General features: G+C 70.2%; 23 protein-coding genes and 1 pseudogene. 16 read left to right on the top strand and 8 right to left on the bottom strand.

Annotated elements, in window-relative coordinates; genetic code table 11:
• Positions 1 to 25 precede the first annotated feature (25 nt).
• The 8 genes from IT780_RS34345 to IT780_RS43310 are packed head-to-tail and all read left to right on the top strand — an operon-like array spanning position 26 to position 7383.
• A complete protein-coding gene (locus IT780_RS34345) occupies positions 26 to 814 on the top strand; it encodes a prepilin peptidase (RefSeq protein WP_199516001.1) in 789 nt (262 codons plus the stop codon).
• A 37-nt stretch (positions 815 to 851) separates the two neighbouring features.
• Positions 852 to 1877, top strand: coding sequence for a type IV pilus assembly protein PilM (gene pilM / locus IT780_RS34340; protein ID WP_199516000.1), 1026 nt, complete (start codon positions 852 to 854; stop codon positions 1875 to 1877).
• Entirely contained in the window at positions 1877 to 2587 is a 711-nt protein-coding gene (locus tag IT780_RS34335; RefSeq protein WP_199515999.1) for a PilN domain-containing protein, read from the top strand. Before pilM ends, IT780_RS34335 begins: the two co-directional genes overlap by 1 nt.
• Entirely contained in the window at positions 2587 to 3180 is a 594-nt protein-coding gene (locus IT780_RS34330) for a type 4a pilus biogenesis protein PilO (protein ID WP_199515998.1), read from the top strand. Before IT780_RS34335 ends, IT780_RS34330 begins: the two co-directional genes overlap by 1 nt.
• The gene (locus IT780_RS34325) at positions 3180 to 3380 is read left to right on the top strand and encodes a hypothetical protein (RefSeq protein ID WP_199515997.1); all 201 of its coding nucleotides are present in this window, start codon (positions 3180 to 3182) and stop codon (positions 3378 to 3380) included. The genes IT780_RS34330 and IT780_RS34325 overlap by 1 nt, the downstream gene beginning before the upstream one ends.
• A 48-nt stretch (positions 3381 to 3428) precedes the next feature.
• Positions 3429 to 5168 (top strand): putative Ig domain-containing protein, encoded by a 1740-nt coding sequence (locus tag IT780_RS34320; RefSeq protein WP_199515996.1) that lies wholly within the window; start codon positions 3429 to 3431, stop codon positions 5166 to 5168.
• The gene (locus IT780_RS34315; RefSeq protein WP_199515995.1) at positions 5165 to 5827 is read left to right on the top strand and encodes a hypothetical protein; all 663 of its coding nucleotides are present in this window, start codon (positions 5165 to 5167) and stop codon (positions 5825 to 5827) included. Before IT780_RS34320 ends, IT780_RS34315 begins: the two co-directional genes overlap by 4 nt.
• The gene (locus IT780_RS43310) at positions 5824 to 7383 is read left to right on the top strand and encodes an RICIN domain-containing protein (RefSeq protein WP_199515994.1); all 1560 of its coding nucleotides are present in this window, start codon (positions 5824 to 5826) and stop codon (positions 7381 to 7383) included. Before IT780_RS34315 ends, IT780_RS43310 begins: the two co-directional genes overlap by 4 nt.
• A gap of 13 nt (positions 7384 to 7396) precedes the next feature.
• Here the strand turns inward: IT780_RS43310 and IT780_RS34305 are convergent, their stop codons facing one another.
• Together IT780_RS34305 and IT780_RS34300 are read right to left on the bottom strand one after the other, a co-directional pair.
• A complete protein-coding gene (locus IT780_RS34305) occupies positions 7397 to 7984 on the bottom strand; it encodes a MerR family transcriptional regulator (protein ID WP_199515993.1) in 588 nt (195 codons plus the stop codon).
• A gap of 22 nt (positions 7985 to 8006) precedes the next feature.
• Complete coding sequence (locus IT780_RS34300) at positions 8007 to 9314, bottom strand: outer membrane protein assembly factor BamB family protein (RefSeq protein WP_199515992.1); 1308 nt, start codon at positions 9312 to 9314, stop codon at positions 8007 to 8009.
• Between the two features lie 75 nt (positions 9315 to 9389).
• Between IT780_RS34300 and IT780_RS34295 the strand changes: the two genes are divergently transcribed.
• Positions 9390 to 10040, top strand: a complete 651-nt coding sequence (locus IT780_RS34295; protein WP_199515991.1) for a GntR family transcriptional regulator — start codon at positions 9390 to 9392, stop codon at positions 10038 to 10040.
• A 44-nt stretch (positions 10041 to 10084) separates the two neighbouring features.
• Here the strand turns inward: IT780_RS34295 and IT780_RS34290 are convergent, their stop codons facing one another.
• Both IT780_RS34290 and IT780_RS34285 read right to left on the bottom strand, forming a co-directional pair.
• Positions 10085 to 10519 carry a hypothetical protein gene (locus IT780_RS34290; RefSeq protein ID WP_199515990.1) on the bottom strand — a complete coding sequence of 145 codons (435 nt, stop codon included), beginning with the start codon at positions 10517 to 10519 and terminating at the stop codon, positions 10085 to 10087.
• Between the two features lie 102 nt (positions 10520 to 10621).
• Positions 10622 to 11527 carry an LLM class flavin-dependent oxidoreductase gene (locus IT780_RS34285; protein WP_199515989.1) on the bottom strand — a complete coding sequence of 302 codons (906 nt, stop codon included), beginning with the start codon at positions 11525 to 11527 and terminating at the stop codon, positions 10622 to 10624.
• 184 nt (positions 11528 to 11711) lie between these two features.
• Here IT780_RS34285 and IT780_RS34280 point away from each other — a divergent pair, with 184 nt between their 5' ends.
• Together IT780_RS34280 and IT780_RS34275 are read left to right on the top strand one after the other, a co-directional pair.
• Positions 11712 to 12692 (top strand): alpha/beta hydrolase, encoded by a 981-nt coding sequence (locus tag IT780_RS34280; protein ID WP_199515988.1) that lies wholly within the window; start codon positions 11712 to 11714, stop codon positions 12690 to 12692.
• An 11-nt stretch (positions 12693 to 12703) separates the two neighbouring features.
• Entirely contained in the window at positions 12704 to 13669 is a 966-nt protein-coding gene (locus IT780_RS34275; RefSeq protein WP_199515987.1) for a helix-turn-helix domain-containing protein, read from the top strand.
• Positions 13670 to 13677: 8 nt separating this feature from the next.
• Here the strand turns inward: IT780_RS34275 and IT780_RS34270 are convergent, their stop codons facing one another.
• The 3 genes from IT780_RS34270 to IT780_RS34260 are packed head-to-tail and all read right to left on the bottom strand — an operon-like array spanning position 13678 to position 14933.
• On the bottom strand, positions 13678 to 14112 hold the full coding sequence (locus tag IT780_RS34270) for an SRPBCC family protein (protein WP_199515986.1): 435 nt from the start codon (positions 14110 to 14112) through the stop codon (positions 13678 to 13680).
• An 18-nt stretch (positions 14113 to 14130) separates the two neighbouring features.
• Positions 14131 to 14475 carry an ArsR/SmtB family transcription factor gene (locus IT780_RS34265; RefSeq protein ID WP_199515985.1) on the bottom strand — a complete coding sequence of 115 codons (345 nt, stop codon included), beginning with the start codon at positions 14473 to 14475 and terminating at the stop codon, positions 14131 to 14133.
• Positions 14472 to 14933 (bottom strand): SRPBCC family protein, encoded by a 462-nt coding sequence (locus IT780_RS34260; protein ID WP_199515984.1) that lies wholly within the window; start codon positions 14931 to 14933, stop codon positions 14472 to 14474. The genes IT780_RS34265 and IT780_RS34260 overlap by 4 nt, the downstream gene beginning before the upstream one ends.
• A 312-nt stretch (positions 14934 to 15245) precedes the next feature.
• Here IT780_RS34260 and cspE point away from each other — a divergent pair, with 312 nt between their 5' ends.
• The 3 genes and pseudogenes from cspE to IT780_RS34245 form a co-directional block, all read left to right on the top strand.
• A complete protein-coding gene (gene cspE / locus IT780_RS34255; RefSeq protein WP_199515983.1) occupies positions 15246 to 15449 on the top strand; it encodes a transcription antiterminator/RNA stability regulator CspE in 204 nt (67 codons plus the stop codon).
• 189 nt (positions 15450 to 15638) lie between these two features.
• Positions 15639 to 15920 (top strand): hypothetical protein, encoded by a 282-nt coding sequence (locus tag IT780_RS34250; protein WP_199515982.1) that lies wholly within the window; start codon positions 15639 to 15641, stop codon positions 15918 to 15920.
• A gap of 743 nt (positions 15921 to 16663) precedes the next feature.
• A pseudogene (locus tag IT780_RS34245) lies at positions 16664 to 16792 on the top strand (MerR family DNA-binding transcriptional regulator); the annotation flags it as partial.
• A gap of 186 nt (positions 16793 to 16978) precedes the next feature.
• Here the strand turns inward: IT780_RS34245 and IT780_RS34240 are convergent.
• Positions 16979 to 17992, bottom strand: a complete 1014-nt coding sequence (locus IT780_RS34240) for an NAD-dependent epimerase/dehydratase family protein (protein ID WP_199515981.1) — start codon at positions 17990 to 17992, stop codon at positions 16979 to 16981.
• 505 nt (positions 17993 to 18497) lie between these two features.
• On the opposite strand from IT780_RS34240, the gene IT780_RS34235 reads away from it, so the two are divergent.
• A complete protein-coding gene (locus IT780_RS34235; RefSeq protein WP_199515980.1) occupies positions 18498 to 18866 on the top strand; it encodes a hypothetical protein in 369 nt (122 codons plus the stop codon).
• Between the two features lie 268 nt (positions 18867 to 19134).
• The gene (locus IT780_RS34230) at positions 19135 to 19791 is read left to right on the top strand and encodes a hypothetical protein (RefSeq protein ID WP_199515979.1); all 657 of its coding nucleotides are present in this window, start codon (positions 19135 to 19137) and stop codon (positions 19789 to 19791) included.
• Positions 19792 to 19875: the final 84 nt, after the last annotated feature.

Raw genomic sequence — 19875 nt, 5'->3', positions numbered from 1 at the left:
CGACGAGACCGAGGAGGGACGGCACATGCCACAGCCACTGCTGCTGGGCGTCGTCGCCCTGCTCGGTCTCGCCGTCGGCTCGTTCCTCAACGTCGTGATTCACCGGGTGCCGCGGGGCGAGTCGCTCGTACGGCCCGGCTCGCACTGCCCGTCCTGCGGGAACGAGGTCCGCAATCGGCACAACGTCCCCGTCGCCGGCTGGCTGCTGCTGCGCGGCCGGTGCGCCGACTGCAGGGCCCCGATCAGCGCCCGGTACCCGCTCGTCGAGGCCGGCACCGCCGCGCTGTTCGTGGCCGTCGCCGCCCGGTTCGGCTGGTCGTGGGAGCTGCCCGCGTACCTGTACCTGGCCGCGGTGGCCATCGCCCTCGCCGCGATCGACCTGGACGTGCTGCGCCTGCCCGACCAGATCGTCCTGCCGTCGTACGGTGTCGCAGCACTGCTGTTCCTGCCGGCCGTCATCGCCGGGCACAGCTGGGACGCCGCGCTCCGCGCGCTCCTGGCCGCCGCCTGCCTCTACGTCTTCTACCGCGGGCTCGCGCTCGTACCCCGGGGCATGGGCGGCGGCGACGTCAAGCTCGCCCCGCTGCTCGGCCTGTACCTGGGCTGGCTCGGCTGGAGCTCGGTCGCCGTCGGTGCGTTCGCGGGCTTCTTCCTCGGCGGCCTCGTCGCCGCCGTGCTGATGCTGGTCAAGGCGGCCGGGCGGGGCAGCCGCATCCCGTTCGGGCCCTACATGCTGGCGGGCTCGTTCCTGGCGGTCTTCGCCGCGGCGCCCATCAGCGACTGGTACGTCTCCCTGCTCTTCCCGACCGTCTGACCGCACCGACCGCTACCACCGAGAGAGGAAGGAACCGATGGCTGGCGTCAATCCGATCGGGCTGGACATCGGCTCGTCGTCCGTCCGTGCCGTGGAGGTACGCCGGGCCAAGGACGACTTCACCCTCACCAACTTCGGCCAGGTGCCGCTCCCGCAGGGAACGGTGCAGGCCGGGATCCTCGCCGAGCCGGTCGCGCTCACCTCGGCGCTCAAGCAGCTCTGGGCGGCCTGCAAGTTCACCACCAAGAAGGTCATGCTCGGCGTGACGAACCCGCAGCTGGTCGTCCGCGAGATGTCGGTGTCGAACCTGCCGGCCAAGGAGATGCGCAGGTCGCTGCCCTTCCAGGTCCGCGACATGCTGCCGCTGGCCGTGGAGCGTTCGCTGCTGGACTTCCGCCCGCTCGAGGAGCCGGGCACCGACCCGACCGTCCGGGGCCTGCTCATCGCGATCCCCAAGGACGCGGTGATGGAGCTGGTCCAGGCGGTCGAGAAGGCCGGCCTGCACGTCGTCAACGTCGACCTGGCCTCGTTCGCCCTGCTGCGCGCCGCCTCCCGGCTGGACGCCCAGGTCGAGGCCATCGTCGACATCGGCGCGGAGGTCACCAGCGTGGTCGTGCACGCCGACGGCGAACCGTTGATCGTGCGTACCGTGCCGCGGGGCGGGGTGGAGATCACCGAGAGCATCGCCACCCGGCTGGGCATCCCGCCGGCCGAGGCGGAGGCGCTCAAGTGCCGCTTCGGGCTGCACGGCGACGGCCGCCCGGACACCGCGACCGCGGCGGCCGACGCGGTCCGCCCGCTCATCAGCGAGCTGCGCAGCTCGTTCACCTACCTCGCCTCCGGCGAGCGGCAGAAGCAGGTGACCCGGGTGTCGCTCTGCGGCGGCAGCGCGCTCATGCCCGGCCTCGCCGAGCACGTGCAGCGGCAGCTCGGCGTCTCGGTCATGTACGCCGACAACGCCGGCCGCCTCCGCGACACCCGCAAGGCCCGGCAGCGCGGCTTCGACAGTTTCCTGCCGTCGGCGGCGGTGTCGATCGGCCTCACCCTGGGAGCGGCAGCCTGATGGCCACCACCCTCCTGCCGGTCGACCCGGCGGCGTCCCCCCAGCGGGCCACCCGGCTGCTGACGATCTCGGCGAACCTGCTGCCCGAGGAGGTCGTCCGGGCCCGCCAGATCGGCCGGATCCGGATCTGGGTGATCGTCTTCGTGCTGCTCGTGGCCGCCGCCTGCGGTGGCTGGGTCGCGTACGCCAACAACCGTAAGCAGCAGGCCGACCGGGAGCTGACCGAGGCCACCACCCAGGTGCTCGCCCTGCAACGCGACCAGCGCAAGTACGCCGACGTGGTCAAGGTGCGCTCCGACACCGAGCTGCTCAGGAAGCAACTCAAGTCCGTCATGGCCAAGGACCTCGACTGGGGCACGCTGCTCACGCTGCTGCGTACCACCGGGGAGCCGGAGAAGATCACGGTCACCGGCGTCAACGGCAAGCTGACCACCGCCAGTGACGCCGCGGAGGCCACCGGCGCCCTGCCCAGCACCAGCAAGTCGGGCTCGATCGGGCAGATCGTCGTCACCGGCACCGGCCCCGACAAGAAGGCCGTCGCGGCGTACGTGGACCTGCTCGCCCAGAAGCCGACGCTCGCCAACCCGTACGTGACCAACGTCGCGGCGACGGAGGAGGGCAACGTCACGTTCAGCCTCACCGTCGACATCACCCAGAAGGCCCTCTGCGGCCGCTTCGGGGAGCCCTGCAAGCCCAGCGGAGGCAAATGATGGCTAGCCGATACGGCAACCGGCTGTGGCTGGCCGCCGGCTTCCTGGTCGTCGTCCTGCTCGTCGCCGGGACGTACTTCGGGGTGGTCAGCACGATGTCCACCGACACCGACGCCCTGCACGACCAGACCGGCACCGCGCAGCTGCAGATGGTGGGCCTGCGCAAGCAGATCGCCAAGCTCGAGGCGGACCGGAAGAACGAGAAGCAGCTCACCGCCGCGCGGGACGCCTACCGCGACGCGCTGCCGACCGATTCCGGGGTTCCCGCGTTCCTGCGGCAACTGCAGGCGTCGGGCTCCGATGTCGGCGTCGACGTCAGCGGCCTGACCGTCGGCACCCCGTCGAAGGACGAGGCCGTGCCCGGCGTGTGGTCCATCGAGATCCAGCTGACAGCGGACGGCGAGCCGGGCGAGCTGGACGACTTCCTCGGCCAGCTGCAGGGCAGCGCCCAGAAGCGCGCGGTGCTGATCGAGTCCGCCGCCCTCGCCAACAGCGAGAGCGAGAACTCCAAGGACCTGCGCCTGAACCTCACGGTCAAGGCGTTCGTGGCGCCGCCGGTCGGCGCCGGAGCACCCACGGTCACCACGAACTGATGGGTGACGTCGAGGGCGCGATGCAGACCCCGGACGGTGCCTGGCGGGTCGAGGTGGTCCGCCGCGGCCGCACCCGCTGGTACCGCATCGTGCACGGCGAGGACGTGCTCGACTGGCTGTCCATCGCCGCCGTCGAGCGCATCCTCGACGAGGCCGGTGTGCCCCGGCACCTGCTGGTGGAGGCGGACCCGGCGGCGTAAGGCCCCGGCAATCCTCAAGTCGCGGGCCCGCCGACCGAAGAGACGGGCATGCCGACGGACCGAGCCGCTGTCGCCGTACCCCGCGCGCCCCACCGGCGCGCCGCGGGTGACGGCGGCTTCTCGCTGGTCGAGATCCTGGTCGCCATGGCGATCATCGGTACCGTGATGGGCGCCTCGGTGCCGTTCATGGTCCGTACGCTCGCCGCCAGCGACCAGCAGGCGGACCAGCAGGTCGCGATCCAGCTCGCCACCGACGGGCTGGAGCGGGTCCGGGCACTGAACCCGAAGTCGCTGCTGACCGGGCGCGGCGATCAGGCCGTCAAGGAGCAGTGGAACCTCGCTCCGGCGGTGGTGAAGTCGCGGCTCGCCACGATGCGGGCGGCGTCGGACCCGATGCTGCCGGCCGGCTCCACCGAGGGCCGGTTGGCGCCGCTGCCCACCAAGCCCGTCGGCACCGCCGTCAACGGCACCACCTACCAGACCCAGTGGTACGTCGGCCGGTGCTGGCAGGCCGTCGCCACCGGCAGCCCGTCCGTCGTCGGGGCGTGCACCGCACCCGCCGACGCCACCGTGACCCCGGCCGGCCCGGCGTTCTACCGCGTCGTGGTAGCCACCACGTGGACCAGCCGCGCCTGCACGACCGTGGACCACGTCTGCGCGTACCTGACCTCGACGATGACCAGCATCGGCATCGACCCGGTCTTCGACACCAAGCGCCCGGCGCCCACGGTCAACGACCCGGCCGCCCAGGTCAGCTACGTGGGCGACACCGTCAGCCTGCCGGTCGCCTCCGCCGGCGGCACCCTGCCGCTGACCTGGTCGGCGACCGGCCTGCCCGCGGGCCTCACGATGACCGCCGCGACCGGCCTGATCAGCGGTACGCCGACCACGGCCGGCACCTCCTCGGTCACGGTGACCGTGATCGACCGGGACAAGCGCACCGACGTCTCCAGCTTCACCTGGAAGGTCTTCGCGGTTCCGGCGCTCACCAACCCGGGCAACCAGACGAGCCGGACCGGCACCGCGGTGAGCTTCCAGCCGGTGCTGGCCGGCGGGCAGGCGCCCGTGACGTGGAACATCACCGGGCTGCCCACCGGGCTGAGCTACAACACGACGACCGGGCTCATCACCGGCACGCCGAACACCGTGCAGACGCTCACCACGACGATCACGGTGACCGACGCCGGGAAGCGCACCGCCACGGCCACGTTCTCGTGGCGCGTGCTGACCCCGGTGCAGCTGTACAACCCCGGGCCGCAGAGCATGACGAACAACTCCAACGTCGGCACGTTCACCCCGTACGCGTACGGCGGGACCGGGTCGTACACGTGGCAGGCGCAGAATCTGCCGGACGGCCTGACGATGGACCCGTCGACCGGCGAGGTCAGCGGCGTGGTCGTGCACGGCACCCGGTACGTCGTCACCGTCACGGCGACCGACACCGCCGGTGGCACCGCGACGATGACGGTGGTCTGCACCGTGACCCCGAGCTCCGGCGGCGACCTGACGATCACGTCACCCACCGGCAACCCCGACCGCAGCACGGTCCTGAACACCGCGGTCAGCTTCACCGCCGCCTCGAACGGCAACAACCCGAACACGCACACCTGGACCGCGACCGGCCTGCCGCCGGGCGTGACGATCGCCCGCAGCGCCGTCGGCCCCGGCAACACGACGACCGCCACGATCAGCGGCAAGCCGACGGCCAAGGGCACCTACAACGTGACGCTGATCGTGACCAGCAGCGCGAGCGTGGCCAAGCTGATGTTCACCTGGACCGTCACGTGACGCGGCGGAGGACCGACGACGCCGGCGCGTCCCTGGCGGAGCTGCTCGTGACCCTCGCGGTCATGTCCGTGGTGATGGTGCTCTTCACCGGCGCCATCGTGCAGATCTACCGCACGGTCAACGCCACCGAGACGCTGAGCGACTCGCAGAACGAGCTGAGCCGCGCGTTCCAGCGCTTCGACCGGGAGCTGCGCTACGCCTCGTGGATCGCCGACCCGAGCAACCAGGACGCCGCGTCCACCGGCCCCTGGTACGTCGAGTTCGCCGGGCCCGACCCGACGGCGTGCTTCCAGCTGCAGCTCATCCCCGGCGCGCAGAACAAGGGTGTGCTGCGGCTGCTGACCTGGACCCGCGGTACGCCCCCGCCACCCGGTACGCCGGGGCAGACCATCGCGTCGCAGGTCGACACGACGGCGGGCAAGCGGCCGTTCTTCGAGAAGCAGGCGTACGGCGCCACCCCGTACGCGAGCCCGAGCGCCACGCCCAGCGGCGGCGCCGTCGGCACCGGCTTCCAGAGCGTCTTCCAGCGGCTCCGGATCAAGCTGACCACCCGGTCCGGGGCCGGCACCGCGCAGATCGACACCACGTTCACCGCGCTCAACACCACCAAGGACACGCCCGCCGGCAACGGCTGCAGCGAAGGGAGGCCGACGCCGTGAGGAACCCGTTCCGCCGCCGGCGGCCGCGCGACGAGGGCTCGATGCCCATGGCGCTGCTGGTCACCATGGTCGCCATGTCGCTGACCGCGACCCTGGTGCCGGTCGTCGTCCGGCAGTTCACCACGACCCGTACCGCCGACTCGCGCACGGTCGCGCTCGACGCCGCGCAGATCGGCATCGACGTGGCGCTCGGCCAGCTGCGCGCCGCCGGCACCGCGGGTACGGCCACCGACGGCACCCCGATCATGAAGGGCGTCCTGGAGAGCCTGCCGCCCTGCACGTTCACGGGCAGCCAGGACAGCGGCGGCATGCTGAACGCGAAGAACTCGCTGCTGTACTACGGCGTGCGGGTCGCGTACTACGGCGTGCCCGACGACGCCACCGACCCCACGCCGGCGCTGCTGCCCTGTCCCCCGGTCAGCGTCCCCACGACCGCCGTCATCACCGCGACCGGCTCCGGCTCGGGCACCGCGACGCTCACCAAGGGCGCCGCCGGTACGCGCACCCTCGAGGCCACCTACACCTTCAAGACCAACAACGAGAACATCACCGGCGGCGCGGTCAAGCTCGCCGCACCGACCAGCCCGCAGCAGCTGTGCATGGACGGCGGCGCCGACGCCACGCCCGCCGCCGGCACCGCCGTGATGATGCAGTGGTGCAAGGGCGGCACCAGCGACCAGCGGTTCGCGTACACCGCGGACCTCAACCTCAAGCTGGTCGGCTCGGAGACGGGCGTGGCGCCGAACGGCATGTGCCTGGACGCCCCGCTGCCGCACAAGAGCAAGGACCCCGTCACGTTCCAGCCCTGTCTCGGCCGCAGCGCCCGGCAGCAGTGGAGCCTCAACAACAGCGGCAACTTCCAGGGCACCTCGGACGGCGTGAACCTGGACTCGTTCTGCCTCAACCTCAAGACCGCCGGCGCACCGGACGTCCTGATCATCGACGGTTGCGGCGGCACCGCGAACAAGCAGGTGTTCCGGCCGGAGGCGAAGGTCGGCGCCGGCATGGCCTCCGGGCTGACCCACCAGCTGGTGAACTACAAGCAGTTCAGCCGCTGCCTCGACGTCACCAACCACGTGGCCACGTCCGGCTACATGATCGTGTGGTTCTGCAAGCAGGACCCGAGCGGCAACGTCTCCTGGAATCAGCAGTGGTCGCTGCCGGCGATCTCGCTCGATCTGAAGAACGCGACGAAGGAACGCATCCGGACCGCCGGCTCGGGCAACCCCGGCTACTGCCTGCGGACCCCGGACGCGATCAGCGGCTACGTCACCATGAAGCCGTGCCCGGTGGCCGGCTCGGGGCCCATCCCCGAGAAGAACATGGAATGGGTCGTGTACGGCGACACCGGCAACCCGGTCACCAGCTACCGCATCGTCGACACCAACGGCTACTGCCTCACGCCCACCGACCTGACCGTCGCCACCCCGGACACCCACAGCGACGGCACCGCCAAGGTGAAGGTCGCGCCCTGCACCGGCGACGAGCTGCAGAAGTGGAACGCCCCGCCGTACTTCAACGCGCCGCTGGTGCTGACCAACACCAAGGAGAAGTAGGCGGGGCGGTCCCTCAGTGCGGCAGCGGCGGCCGGCTCCGCTGCATCTCGGCCTGTTGGTCCGGGGTCATGCTGTCCCAGGCCGCCCGGCGGCGCTCGGCCATCGCGGCGAGCTCCTCCGGGCTGAGCCGCTCGGCCATCTCCCTGCGCTGTGCGGCCATCCGTTCCAGTTCCTCCGGCGTGTACGCGTGTTCCACCGCGGTCATCCCCTCGATCAGTCGGACCAGCACCGCCGCGGACGCCCCGCCCGCGGCCTCGAACCGACCCAGCACCGCCTCGATCCGCCTGCGCAGATCCTGCGCCCGCGCGATCCGGTCGACGACCTGGTCGAGCTGGCGACGCAGGAGCTCGCGGGCGTCCGGCCCGTCCGTCCCCTCGTCGAGCAGCGCGCCGATCTCGCCCAGCGCGAACCCGAAGCCGCGCAGCGCCAGGACCCGGTGCAGCCGCCGTACGTCGCCCGCGGTGTAGCGCCGGTGCCCCGCGGAGCTGCGGCGCGACGGGCGTACCAGGCCGATCTCGTCGTAGTGGTGCAGGGTGCGCACGGTCAGGCCGGTGGCGGCGGCCAGCTCGCCGACGCCCCATGTGGTCCCGTCCGTGCTCATGGCTCGACGCTAGGTCCTCCCGTTACGTCAGGGGCAAGCGCCAGACGCCGGTCGGACCGGCGATGGTCGGGCAGGCGAGGTACGGCCCGTCCGCCTCACACCCGTACGGTGCGGTCGTGTCCAGCCAGCCGACCGTGTGCGGAGCGCCGTCGCCACCGGTGATGCTCACCCACGTACGCCCGGTGAGCTTCGTGTCGCCTCGCAACTCGACGTCGCCGACGAAGAAGGTGTGCGCCAGCGGCCGCAGCACCGCGCCGGACGCCGGATCGATCTCGGCGGTCTCCGGGTCCTCGGCCCACGTGGCGGCGACGAGCCGGCCGTCCGGGGTCAGGCCGGCCGAGCTCCATGCCGGAGCGGTCCACAGCAGGGAGCCGTCGTCCGGGTCGATGCCGTTCAGCCGGTGGCCGTCCGACATGCAGAGGATCCGGCCGCAGGCGTACACCGTGCCGAGCGCTCCACCGCGGACCTGCCATTTCGGGCTCAACGCCGGCAACCGGTACGCGGCCAGCGACACCCGCCCACCTTCCCGGCGCGACAGGTACAGCTCGTCCCCCGACACGTCCACGCTCGTGTAGTCCAGGTCGGTGTCGCTGTTGTACTCCGCGCGCAGCCGTACGCCCAGGTCACCGCTCCCGAGCACCCGCCCGTCCGCGAGGTTCAGCGTGGTGACGTGACCGTCGTAGCCGATGACGTAGAGGCGCCGCGGCGGGCCGGCGCCGACGGTGTCGTCGCGCAGTTCGGAGTAGCCGGCCAGCATACGGGTCCACAGTGGTGTGCCGGTACGCGCGTCCGCGAGCTTCAGCTCCATCCGGTCGGGTGGCACGTCCTTGCGCAACAGCACCCTGCCCCCGGTCAGCCGTACCGCGGAGGTCCCAGCCTCGGCGAGGCGCCACAGCACCGTCCCGTCGGCGGCGTCGAGGAACACCATCCGCGGGTCCGAGCCGGAGCGCGCCAGCAGCACGCCGGACTGCGGCTCCAGGCTGAGCGACTGCACGTTCTGCGGCACGGCGGTCGCCCACGCCTGGGTGCCGCCCGGCAGGTCGTACCTCCGGATCCCGGCCTCGCTGTCGGGATTCTGACCGAAGGTCGCCGTGAACAACGCGTCGGGCCCGAGCGTGAACGCCGCCGCGGCCGTACCCCCGGCGGACAGGACCCGGTCCAGGGCCGGCGCCGGCGGCACCGCGGCGGTCATCGTCAGCAGGACGGCGGCCAGCACGCCCAGGATCCGCGGGATCCGGCCCGGGACCGGCAGCCGGCGCAGCGGTGCCGGCTCGGCCGGCGCGTGCGGCGGCGCGAGGTCGAGATCGATGAGCGGTACGGCGTCCGGCACCCGTTCAGCATGCCCCGTCCAAACCCGTCACGGGTACGGTCACCACCGCGTCGTCACGGTGGGTAGGCTGCCGGTATGTCCTACACGGTTCCGCCGACCCGTACGGCCGCCGTGGTGCGTCAGCTCCGCAACGAGATAGTCACCGGTGAATTGCCGCCCGGCACCCTGATCAAGGACGCGGAGCTCGCAGCGCGCCTCGGGGTCAGCATCACGCCGGTGCGCGAGGCGATCGCCCAGCTGTCCGTGGAGGGGCTGATCGACATCGCCCCGAACCGCACGCGCCACGTCACCAAGGTGACCCACAAGAACGCCCTCGAGCTCATCGACGTCATGAGCGTGCTCGCCTGCGCCGGTTTCGAGTGGGGGGTGGAGAACCTCACCGAGACGCACATCGACCTCCTGCGCCAGCGGCAGAAGGAGTTCGTGGAAGCGCTGCGCACCGGCAACCTGCTCACGGCGGGCGCGGTCGGCGCGGACTTCAGCACGATCGTGATCCTGGCCAGCGGCAACCGGGAGCTGCAGTCCATGGTCGACCTGGTGGTCGCCCGCACGCTGCGCATCCTGGCGATGGGCGCGGACAGCGACCTCTGGGAACCCTGGACGAGGGGGTACGACGAGGTGCTGGCGCTGCTCGAACACGGCGACACCAAGGGCGCGACGGCCCGCTACCGGCAGATCTACGTGGACTACCGCGCCAAGGTGGAGCAGGAGCTCTTCCAGGAGTGACGGCCGGGCCGCCGCACGAGCGGGCGGCCCGGGCCCCCGGCCGGTCAGGACGTGGTCTGCTTCTCGTTCCAGGTGTAGTAGATGTACGTGCTGCCCGGCCCGGTCATCGTGCCGTAGACCTGCCAGAAGCTGTTGGGCGCCAGCGAGTAGCGGACGATCTTGTCGCCGGGGCGGTCGTCCACGATCACCCTGGTGGACCCGTCCGAGGCCCAGACCCGCACCTCGATGGTGAAGGTCGAGGTGTCCGGGATGTCGAGGCAGACCTCGTAGTCGTACGTCAGCCCGCCGCCGATGTTGTAGCTGTGGCCGTCCACCGCCGGCCGCTGCACGTTGGTGGGGATGTAGCTGCGCAGAACGCGGGTGTATTCACCCTTGGCGCAGTCGACCGCGGGGCTGGCCGCGGAGGCCGGGGCGGCGCCGGCGAGCGTGGCGCCGGCGGCGACAGCCGCGGCGGCGAGAACGGGAACCATGCGCTTCATGTCTCTCCTCGTCTACGGGGGGTGCCGTAAAGTGGTTGAAGCTTGAACCAGTTCTCCCATAGAAGCCGGCCTATGACAAGACCGGCGAAACTTTCCAGGGCGTCACACCTCGGACAGGCGGGGCAACAGCGGCCCGAGCAGCTCGAGGGCGGGCCGGCGTACGGCATACCGCGTGATGCCCCACCGCTCCCGGTTCCGGCGCACCGCCGCGACGATCTCGTCGGCCGAGCCGACCAGCAGGAACGGCACCTCCCGCAGCTCGGCGACGCTCATGCCGAGGTCGCGCGCGGTGCCGGCCAGCGCCGTGTCCACGTCGTCGGTGAGCTCCACCTGCTGCACGAGCGCCTCCAGCACCGGCTCGCCCCCGGCGCGGGCCAGGGCCACCTGGTCGTCGATGTCGGCGAGCCGCCACCGCACCTGGTGCTGGTGGCCGTCGGACTTCGTCGGCCCGAAGCCGGTCAGCCCGACGATGTCGGCGTGCTCGCTCGCCCAGCGCAGCAGCCGCGAGTTCGCCGTACCCACCAGTAGCGGCATCCGGTCCTGCACGGGCCGCGGCTTGTCGAGCACCGCGTTGTGCATGGTCAGCTCGGGGATGTCGACCGTCACCTTCTCGCCCGCGAGCAGCCTTCGGGTGGCCTCCATGACGGCGATGCACCGGTCGACCCGGGCCCGTACGCCGGGCCGCACCCGCCCGACCGCCTCCCACTCGACGGGCGTGTGACCGGCGCCGATGCCCAGCACCGCGCGCCCGCCGGACACCACGTCGAGGGTGGCGGCGTCGGTGGCGAGCAGCATCGGCTCCCGCACGCCGGCGTTCACCACGTACGACCCCAGCTTGATCCGGGAGGTGACCGCGGCGGCGGCCGCCAGCGCCACGAACGGAGCGGCGCACGAGCCGGGATGGTCGGCGGCGGTCAGCGTGTCGAAGCCGGCCGCCTCGGCGCGGCGGGCGGTGTCGATCCACTCGGCGGCGTCGGTGGGTTGAACCTGCAGCGAGAACTGGGCCATGCCCCCGATGATGGCTGCCTGCCCGCCCGGCCGCCGCCCTGCCCGGCCCGTTTCTGCCACCGGCAGAACCGCCACGTGGCGGGTAACGTCCGCCGCCTGGCGCTGGATCGGCCGCCGCCGGCCGGACCATCCTGATCACAGCGATCACCCGGCCGGGACCGGCCGAACCCCCGAGGAGGCCCGCATGACGCTGTCCGTGGCGGCCACACCGCCGCCGTTCGACCCCGAGCTGGGCGCCGCGCTCGCCGCCGTTGCGGAGACGAACCCACCCCCGCTGACCGCGGACCTGATCCCCGCCCTGCGCGCGGACAGCCCGATGGTCCGCGCCACCGAGGAGGAGCTGCGCCGCGACGGCAGGTTCACGGTCGAGGAACGACTCGTGCCCGGCCTCGACGGCGACCCGGACATCAGCCTGCTCATCTGCCGCCCGACCGCCCCGAAGGGGGTGCTCGGCTGCGTCTACCACACGCACGGCGGCGGCATGATCATCGGCGACAACCGGACCGGCGTCCCCGACATGCTCGACTGGGCCGAGGAGTTCGACCTGGTCGTGGTCTCGGTCGAATACCGGCTGGCCCCCGAGACGCCGCACCCCGGGCCGGTCCACGACTGCTATGCGGGCCTGCTGTGGACCGCCGGGCACGCCGACGAGCTCGGCTTCGACCCGGACCGGCTGCTGGTGGCGGGCGGGAGCGCCGGCGGCGGGCTGGCGGCCGCGCTCGCCCTGATGGCCCGGGACCGGGGCGGTCCGGCGCTCCGGGGTCAGGTGCTCATCTGCCCGATGCTCGACGACCGCAACGACACCCCGTCGGCGATCCAGATGGCGGGGCTCGGCGTCTGGGACCGTACGGCCAACGACACCGGCTGGACGGCCCTGCTCGGCGACGCGCGCGGCGGGCCGGACGTGTCGCCGTACGCGGCCCCCGCCCGCGCCACGGACCTCAGCGGCCTGCCCCCGGCGTTCATCGACGTGGGCTCGGCGGAGACGTTCCGGGACGAGGACGTGGCGTACGCGACCCGCATCTGGCAGGCCGGCGGCGTGGCGGAGCTGCACGTGTGGCCCGGTGCGTTCCACGGCTTCGACGGCATGGTGCCGCAGGCCGCGCTGTCACAGGAGGCGAAGGCCGCCCGCGTACGGTGGCTCCGCCGCCTCCTGGACGCCTAACCTCTTCCACCATGAAGGACCTGGCAGTCCGCCTCGCCGCCCTGGACGCCGACGCCGGAGCCGCGCTGCGGGTGATCGCGTACTTCGACAACCTGGTCGAGGCCCGGGCGGGCCTCACCTCGATCGTGCGCGGCGCGGCCATGCTGGCGGACTGCCCGGCCCGGCTCGTCGACGAGCAGCGCCGGGTCCGCGTCCGCGTCACCCAGCGGGGCGAGAGCGCCTGGGCGGACGGGCCGCCCGATCCGGCCTGGCTGTCGATCGCGGCCGGCCCGGCGATTCTCACCCTGGAGAAGCCGGGACCGCCGGGCCCGGTCGGCGCGATGATCCTGGAGCGTGCGGCGGGCGCGGCGAAGGCGGTCCTCGACCGCACCCGCGGCCACGCTCCGGCCCCCGACCCGGCGTCGGTCGAGCTGGTCGTGGACGCGGCGGCATCTCCGGACGTACGCCGGCAGGCAGCGCGCCGCCTCGGGCTCGACCCGGCGGGCACCGCCACGGCGGTCGCGCTGGAGACCGGCCCGCAGGTCTTCGCCGGCCCGCCACCGCCCTTCCCGGGCCGGGCGGGGATCGGTCCGGCCGTCCCGGTCCCCGAGCTCCCGTCGTCCTGGGCGGCGGCCAGAACCGCCCTGCGTTTCGCCGCGGACGGCACCGACGAGGATCCGGGGCCGACGGTCGTCCACCACGCCGACCTGGGCGCGCTGGCGCTGCTCGCGGACCTCGGCGACCAGTCGTCGCTGCCGGACGTCCGTGCCCTCGACCGCACGGCCGCGGCGGCGCCCTGGATGCCGGCGACCCTGCAGGCGGTGGCGGACGCGATCAGCCTCCGCGCGGCGGCGTCGGCCCTGCACGTCCACCACTCGACGCTGCAGGACCGCATCGCGCACGCGGAACACCTGCTGGGCTGGACCGTACGCGACCCGCACGGCCGGCTCCGGCTCCAGCTGGCTCTCGCGCTGCGCCGCCTCCACCGCCACCCCTGACCGCCGGCTCAGTCCCAGTCGTCGACCCGGACGTCCCGCGGCGAGGGAGCGCCCATACCGGTCTCCACCAGCGACTTCAGGCTCATCAGGTACGTGCCCCACTTCGTGCTGCAGTGGTGCATGAACTCCACCGGCTCCCGCCAGCCCTCATGCTTGAACAGCACGATCGTGTAGTCGCCGTCCTGGCGCAGCCGCCAGTCGATCGTGGTACCGACCCACTCCTCGGGCCCGTCGACCACCCGCCACGTCACCTGCTCGTCCGGCTTCGTCTCGACGACCTCCATGTCGAAGCCGCCGGGCGGGAAGCGGAACTGCAGGACACCCTCGCTCTCCTTCGTGTCGTCCGTCCACCACCCCCGGAGGCCGTCGACCGTCGTCAGGGCGGCGTACACCTTCTCCGGCGTCGGGGTGGAGACCCCGACGCGATGCAGAATGTCGACCATCTCGGTCCCTCGCTCTCGTCAGTCCTGCTGTTGACGCTGGATCGCCTCGGCGATCCGCTTGATCCGCTGCAACCGCGCGTCCCACGCCGACCCGACGGAGGCAAGCTGGGCCACCGCCCGCGCCAGCTGCACGTCATCGACCCGGTACCGCCGCTCCCGCCCGTCCGGCGTCCCCCGGACCAGCCCGGCCCGGTCCAGAACGCCGAGATGCTTGGCGACCGCCTGCCGCGTGACGGGCATCTGCCGGCTCAGCGAGGTCGCGGTCCCGACCCCGTCGACCAGCAACAGGTCGAGCATCCGCCGGCGCGTCGGATCCCCGATCGCCGACCACAGGTCGTCGTCCACCTCGGCGACGGCGGTCACGGCCGCACCCGCAGGCTCGACACGTACACCACGAGCCGCGGCAGGAAGTGCCCCCACCCGCTGACGTGGTCCCGGTACGTCTCCTCGAGGACGGCGGCCTCCCAGCCCATCTCCCGGAAGCCGGTCTCGGTCATCTTCAGCACCGTGCCGTCACCCGACGGCGTGAGATCGAAGGTGACCAGCAACGAGTTGCCGGAGGCGGCGACCTCGCCGGCGGGCTGCGTCCACCGGAACGAGAACAGCGTCGGGGGCCGTACGTCCACCACGGTGAACGCGACAACCTTGCCGCCGGCGTTGCAGTCCCCGAAGACGATCTCCCCGGTCGAGCCCGGGACGGCGTCGTACCGGGCGTCGTCCGGCCACCACTGCTTGAGATGGTCGGGGCTGCTGACCACCTCGAAAACGATCTCCGGCGCGGCCTCGACGTAGATCTCGCGCTCGATGGACCTGAACTCCATGACACCCTCCTGCAACCATCGGTTGCGTGTCACCGTACGACGCCATCCCGCGATGCGCAACCAGCAGTTGCGCGTTCCGGCCTCAGGAAGAGTGATCTGCCCCACTGGCCTCCGCAGACCCGGCCCGCAGCGCACGTGCTAAGTTGGTCCCGTTGCAGTTTTGATTTCCGTAGACGTTTTATGGCGCCTGGTGGGTTATTCGAAACCCGCCCAGGCGCTTTTCGTTTTTCGTGTCGTTTCGACGCGGGTTATCAACGCGGCGGCGCAAGGGTTCGCACAGTGCGTTCCCGACCAGCCTGCGAAGGAGCAGACATGACTACAGGCACCGTGAAGTGGTTCAACGCCGACAAGGGCTTCGGCTTCATCAGCCCGGACGACGGCGGCGCCGACGTCTTCGCCCACTTCTCCGCGATCGCGACGAGCGGCTACCGCAGCCTCGACGAGAACCAGAAGGTGGAGTTCGACATCACCCAGGGCCAGAAGGGCCCGCAGGCGGAGAACATCCGCCCGCTCTGATCCACGCACTGCGAACGGCGGCCCGACTGGTTCAGCGGGCCGCCGTTCGGCGTTTACCGCGCGCCTCGCTCGGAGCTGATCGGCGAGAATGAGCGCCGTCCCCCCACAGGGCTCCGTCTCACCATCACGCCGGCGTCTTCGGCCCTGGGCCGCTCGGGCACGCCGCGCGACATCCTGAAGGAAGCAACGATGACGACAACCTATTCAGGCCCCGCGAAGCTGACCCTGGTCGACGGCGCATGCATCTCCGGTATGGCCTCGCTCAGCACCAACCAGCGCGGAGGGATCAACGGCTGGGGCGGCACGTTCCGTCCCGACGAGATCACGACGGAGCTTCGCGACGCCGGCGAAGGGCTTCAGTTGGAACTGCCCTACGACCGGGTGGGGACAGTTGACGTCACGGGCATGCGCAAGCTCCTCGCCACGCAGCTGCTGGTGTCCTTGGCAGGTCGCGGCCCCGCACCATTCTGAGGGCCCGCGCAGAACCTCGCGCTCCGGTGCCGGCGTGAGCCGGCCGCACCGCCACGAGCCGTAGTCGGCGAGCGCGCGGGCTTCTCCACCTGAACGTCGCCGCCTCCCGGAACCTCCGAACTCTGCCCCGAAAAATCTATGCCTCCGCGCCTAGACTTTCTCGCCGGGCGCGGGTAACGTTCCTTCCGTTGACAGCAGAGATCGTTGGAAGACGCAGACGAATCAGACCGAGCGTCAAGCAGGGCCCGGAACGTTTCGTGGCTCGCTCGGCAGGTGCGGTGAAGACATCGCCGCACGTGGCAAGGCAAGGCAAGTGCACGACAAGACCTTGACGTAGTTCCAGGTCAGGGCAACCGCAGGCAGGGCCGATGCGTTTTCGGGGCTCAGCCTGATGCAGGAAAGATCCGCCGCACGTGTGCGGGGCCATGAAGTTTGCGTGGGGCTCCTCCACCGGCGGGGTAGCACGACCGCACCATCAGTAATGCAGCAGAGGAAAGGGAGGGAAGAACACCGTTGGATCGCCCGCCGTCGGAACGTAGTTCTCAGTTCTGAGGCGGACACCGCAGGGCCATCGATCGTGAGGTGCTCTCCGGTCACGCTGATGCGATCCTCGCACCGCAAGCCGCTGAATGCGGCGAGGTGTGGAAACGACAAACCGACGAACCTGTCGGTAGATGGTGTATCACCCGTAACCCTGGGCCCCGGCGCTTCCGCGCCGGGGCCCTCGTCATGGAGAGGTATGCATGGCCCAACCCGACGACATGCTCGACGACGACTACCCGGCCTACACAATGGGTCGCGCCGCAGAAATCGTAGGTGCCTCGCCGGACTTCCTGCGCCGCCTGGCCGCATCCGACCAGCGCCGCCTCATCGCATCCTGAGCTCCCGGCCACGTGCCGGCGACGGAGTCATGTGCCCCGGAGGGAGGCCGGTCCGGGTCAGGCGGTGACGGCGCGCAGGGCGAAGGAGATGCCGACGCAGTGAGCGGTAGATGCGGCGATGGTCAGGCTGTGGAGAACCTCATGCGAGCGGGAAGGTACCGGCATGCGGCGGCAGCACTAATGGACGGCGCCGGCCTGGCGGGCGGTCAGCCGGCCGGTGTCGTACAGCCACCGCACCGTGTCGCGGTACGTATCCACCAGCGGGCGCGGATGGACGCCCAGTTCCTCGCGGGCCGGCGAGTCGTCGAACCGGGTGTCGTAGGCATGAAGGAGAACGCCCTCGTACTCGGCGGGCAGATGCACCGGCAGCACACGTTGGGCGGCAGTCGCCATCGCGGTGAACGGAAGCATCATTCTCGCCGGCGAGATGACATGCGGCAGCCGGCGTCCGGTCACTGCCCGCAGCGTGGTGAACATGGTTTCGCCGGTGACGTGATGGCCGGGCACAACGTATCGCCGCGGTCCGGCACCCGGCGTCATCACCGCAGCGTGAAGCTTCGCCACATCCCGTACGTCCACCTGGTGGTAGCCGCCGCTGGGCCATGACGGGTAGCGCCCCCGCACAACGTTCCGCAGGCGCTGCACTTGATCACCCAGATGCGGATCGTACGGGCCGAGCACGCCACCCGGATACACGATCACTATGGGCGCGCCATCGTCCTGCAACCGGCGGGCCACCGCCTCGGATTCCGCCTTCGACCGTACATAGACTCCCCGCGCGGTCGACAACGGCGAGCCGGCGGTGACCGTTGCCCCCCGTTGGATCAGCGCAACGAAACTGGAGACATGAACCACCGGGTCACAGCCATGCTGGACGGCGGCGGTCAACACGGTCTCGGCACCGCGGACGTTGGTCTCCTTGATCTTCGCGTACGCCCGGGAGTCCAGGCTGTACACGGCCGCCGCGTGCAGGACCGCGTCGCAGCCGTCCAGCGCCCGCTCGACACAGCCCCGGTCGGTGACGTCCCCGACCACGTGATCGACCGGCTCGGCGATCCCCACCGGCCGCAACGCCGGCGCGATCCGATCCGGCGACCGGACCAGCAACCGGACCTCATGCCCCCCGCCAACCAGCGCGGCGACCGTATGGGACCCCACGAAGCCAGTGCCGCCCGTCACGAGCACACGCACCCGGACCACCTCCACGCGAGGCCGAACCGGTGGGCCCCACCCGATCAGACCCGGGCGCCTCGCAGTCGGATTGTTCACCCTTCCCTGCTGGTGTGGGGAGGTCCGCCTTCAAGATAATTTCGCCATCGCCGGCGGTGAAAGGCGCCAGGGCGCAAACAAAAACGCCCGGACGTCGGTCCGGGCGTTGCTCAAGGGTGGAGCTGAGGGGACTCGAACCCCTGACCCCCACACTGCCAGGACGGTATTCGACCATGATCGCCGAGCTGCGATCCGTCTACCAGGGCAAACGTGCGTCGATCCCTCGTGGTTCCCCGCTACTCCCCGGTGATGACCGATCTGTCTGGCACGGAACTGGCACGCCAGCGGTAGTGCTGTAGTGAACCAGCCTCCAACCGATCCAGGAGTCGCCTTGGAGTCGTACCCTGTGGACGTGAAGCGGTCTGGCGCTCGAGCGTGGTCAGAACTTGTAGTGAGCTGCTTATTGCTCACAGGAGCCCCAACCAAGGTGGCTGACGACCTCGACCTTCCCGAATCTGAGATGCCGATCGACCCCGCACACCAGATTTCGACAGGCTCCCCGAACACAGGCCCAGTCGTCGAGCCGAACTATAGGGCCGTCAACGGTTTCCTTCGCGTCCGACGCTTCGGTGGCGCCGTGACGGAGCACTATGTTGCACATCAACCTGACTTCATCGCCGAGCGGCTGATGGAGGCCAAGGAAGCAGGACAAGCGATCTTTCGGTACTGGGACATGCCCGGCCGTCGCGACGCTAAGTTGATCGAGTTTGCTACCGCAACGGTTGAGTCGGTGAGCGTTGTGCATCTAGAAGCCGACCTTGAAGCTCTATGGGATGACTCTACCTGGGCCCTCTGACTGCTTCCGTGTCAAGGAACGATCATGGTCGCCCATGCAGCAACGACATAGCCGCTGAGCTGCTGGGACAGTCCATCAGCTTCCATGGACGTCCCCCTTTAGACGTTCCGGTCGTCACTCAGTTAGTCACTCACATGCTGGCCGCGCGTTCAACCCGGCTTGCCGCTGCCGGCCCCCCGTTCACGCCGGGCACCGATCTCGCAGGAAGCCCCAGGCTGCGCTGCCCGTCGGCAACGATAGTCACTCAGCCGAGCGTTAGGCTTCCAGAATGGAAGACCTTCAGATCTCGATGAACAGCGGACGGCTCCACGTCGAGGGCTTCCCGGACGCCGTGAAGTTGGCTGTTTTATCTGACAGGGAGGCCCGCCGCTTAGCGCACCTTGCGCTTCATCGCCAAGATCTAGAATTTGCTCACCAGTGTGCCATCACACTTCGGAACAGCCCAGACCAACCTGAGGTAATTAAGCAATCTTTGCTTCGATCCTCGGTCACCACCTGGGCTAAATGCTTCGGCAACTCCCGATCGCGCTTTTCATTGTCTCTCCAAAGGATTTACTCAGCGGGAGTACAGCGAGACGTAGCGAATCACTATCTTGCCATGCGAAATAAGCATTTCATTCACGACGAGAACCCTTTTTCACAAGCTCAAGCAGGAGTCGTTGTGGCTCCTCCGGCCACAAAGCCGCAAGTTCAGAAAGTCGTATGCCTAAGTATGGTTGGGCTTATCGGAGGCGACTCGGATGTAACCAATATTGGTCTACTGATTGAGACGGCGCTGACTTGGGTTTCAGACCAGTTCGATGCCCTCGCCGACCGTATTGCGGAGCAGCTCGAGAAGGTTCCGTATTCGGAGTTGATGTCGATGCCTGATATGAGTTTCGCAGTTCCTACGGGCGATGATGCACATACCACTCGTCCCAGGTAGCGGCGAGCGGGAGGGGCGACCCCTTGACCCCCAGGCAACCGACCATGGCGGTTCACCCTGCGCGATACTCGCGTTGAGCCGCGG

This window comes from Nucisporomicrobium flavum (assembly GCF_016464385.1).
GTDB classification, from domain to species: domain Bacteria; phylum Actinomycetota; class Actinomycetes; order Mycobacteriales; family Micromonosporaceae; genus Actinoplanes; species Actinoplanes flavus_A.
Note: the sequence above shows the minus strand (reverse complement) of the source record. Positions and strands in the feature narration are given on the sequence as shown.

What these genes read in the sequence shown, in the direction of transcription:
- IT780_RS34285 (WP_199515989.1), bottom strand. Translation starts at nt 11,527, where the DNA reads ATGGCCCAGTTCTCGCTGCAGGTTCAACCCACCGACGCCGCCGAGTGG.
- IT780_RS34290 (WP_199515990.1), bottom strand. Translation starts at nt 10,519, where the DNA reads ATGAAGCGCATGGTTCCCGTTCTCGCCGCCGCGGCTGTCGCCGCCGGC.
- pilM (WP_199516000.1), top strand. Translation starts at nt 852, where the DNA reads ATGGCTGGCGTCAATCCGATCGGGCTGGACATCGGCTCGTCGTCCGTC.
- IT780_RS34305 (WP_199515993.1), bottom strand. Translation starts at nt 7,984, where the DNA reads ATGAGCACGGACGGGACCACATGGGGCGTCGGCGAGCTGGCCGCCGCC.
- IT780_RS34275 (WP_199515987.1), top strand. Translation starts at nt 12,704, where the DNA reads ATGAAGGACCTGGCAGTCCGCCTCGCCGCCCTGGACGCCGACGCCGGA.
- IT780_RS34280 (WP_199515988.1), top strand. Translation starts at nt 11,712, where the DNA reads ATGACGCTGTCCGTGGCGGCCACACCGCCGCCGTTCGACCCCGAGCTG.
- IT780_RS34330 (WP_199515998.1), top strand. Translation starts at nt 2,587, where the DNA reads ATGGCTAGCCGATACGGCAACCGGCTGTGGCTGGCCGCCGGCTTCCTG.
- cspE (WP_199515983.1), top strand. Translation starts at nt 15,246, where the DNA reads ATGACTACAGGCACCGTGAAGTGGTTCAACGCCGACAAGGGCTTCGGC.
- IT780_RS34345 (WP_199516001.1), top strand. Translation starts at nt 26, where the DNA reads ATGCCACAGCCACTGCTGCTGGGCGTCGTCGCCCTGCTCGGTCTCGCC.
- IT780_RS34295 (WP_199515991.1), top strand. Translation starts at nt 9,390, where the DNA reads ATGTCCTACACGGTTCCGCCGACCCGTACGGCCGCCGTGGTGCGTCAG.
- IT780_RS34250 (WP_199515982.1), top strand. Translation starts at nt 15,639, where the DNA reads ATGACGACAACCTATTCAGGCCCCGCGAAGCTGACCCTGGTCGACGGC.
- IT780_RS34335 (WP_199515999.1), top strand. Translation starts at nt 1,877, where the DNA reads ATGGCCACCACCCTCCTGCCGGTCGACCCGGCGGCGTCCCCCCAGCGG.
- IT780_RS34325 (WP_199515997.1), top strand. Translation starts at nt 3,180, where the DNA reads ATGGGTGACGTCGAGGGCGCGATGCAGACCCCGGACGGTGCCTGGCGG.
- IT780_RS34230 (WP_199515979.1), top strand. Translation starts at nt 19,135, where the DNA reads ATGGAAGACCTTCAGATCTCGATGAACAGCGGACGGCTCCACGTCGAG.
- IT780_RS34320 (WP_199515996.1), top strand. Translation starts at nt 3,429, where the DNA reads ATGCCGACGGACCGAGCCGCTGTCGCCGTACCCCGCGCGCCCCACCGG.
- IT780_RS34270 (WP_199515986.1), bottom strand. Translation starts at nt 14,112, where the DNA reads ATGGTCGACATTCTGCATCGCGTCGGGGTCTCCACCCCGACGCCGGAG.
- IT780_RS34260 (WP_199515984.1), bottom strand. Translation starts at nt 14,933, where the DNA reads ATGGAGTTCAGGTCCATCGAGCGCGAGATCTACGTCGAGGCCGCGCCG.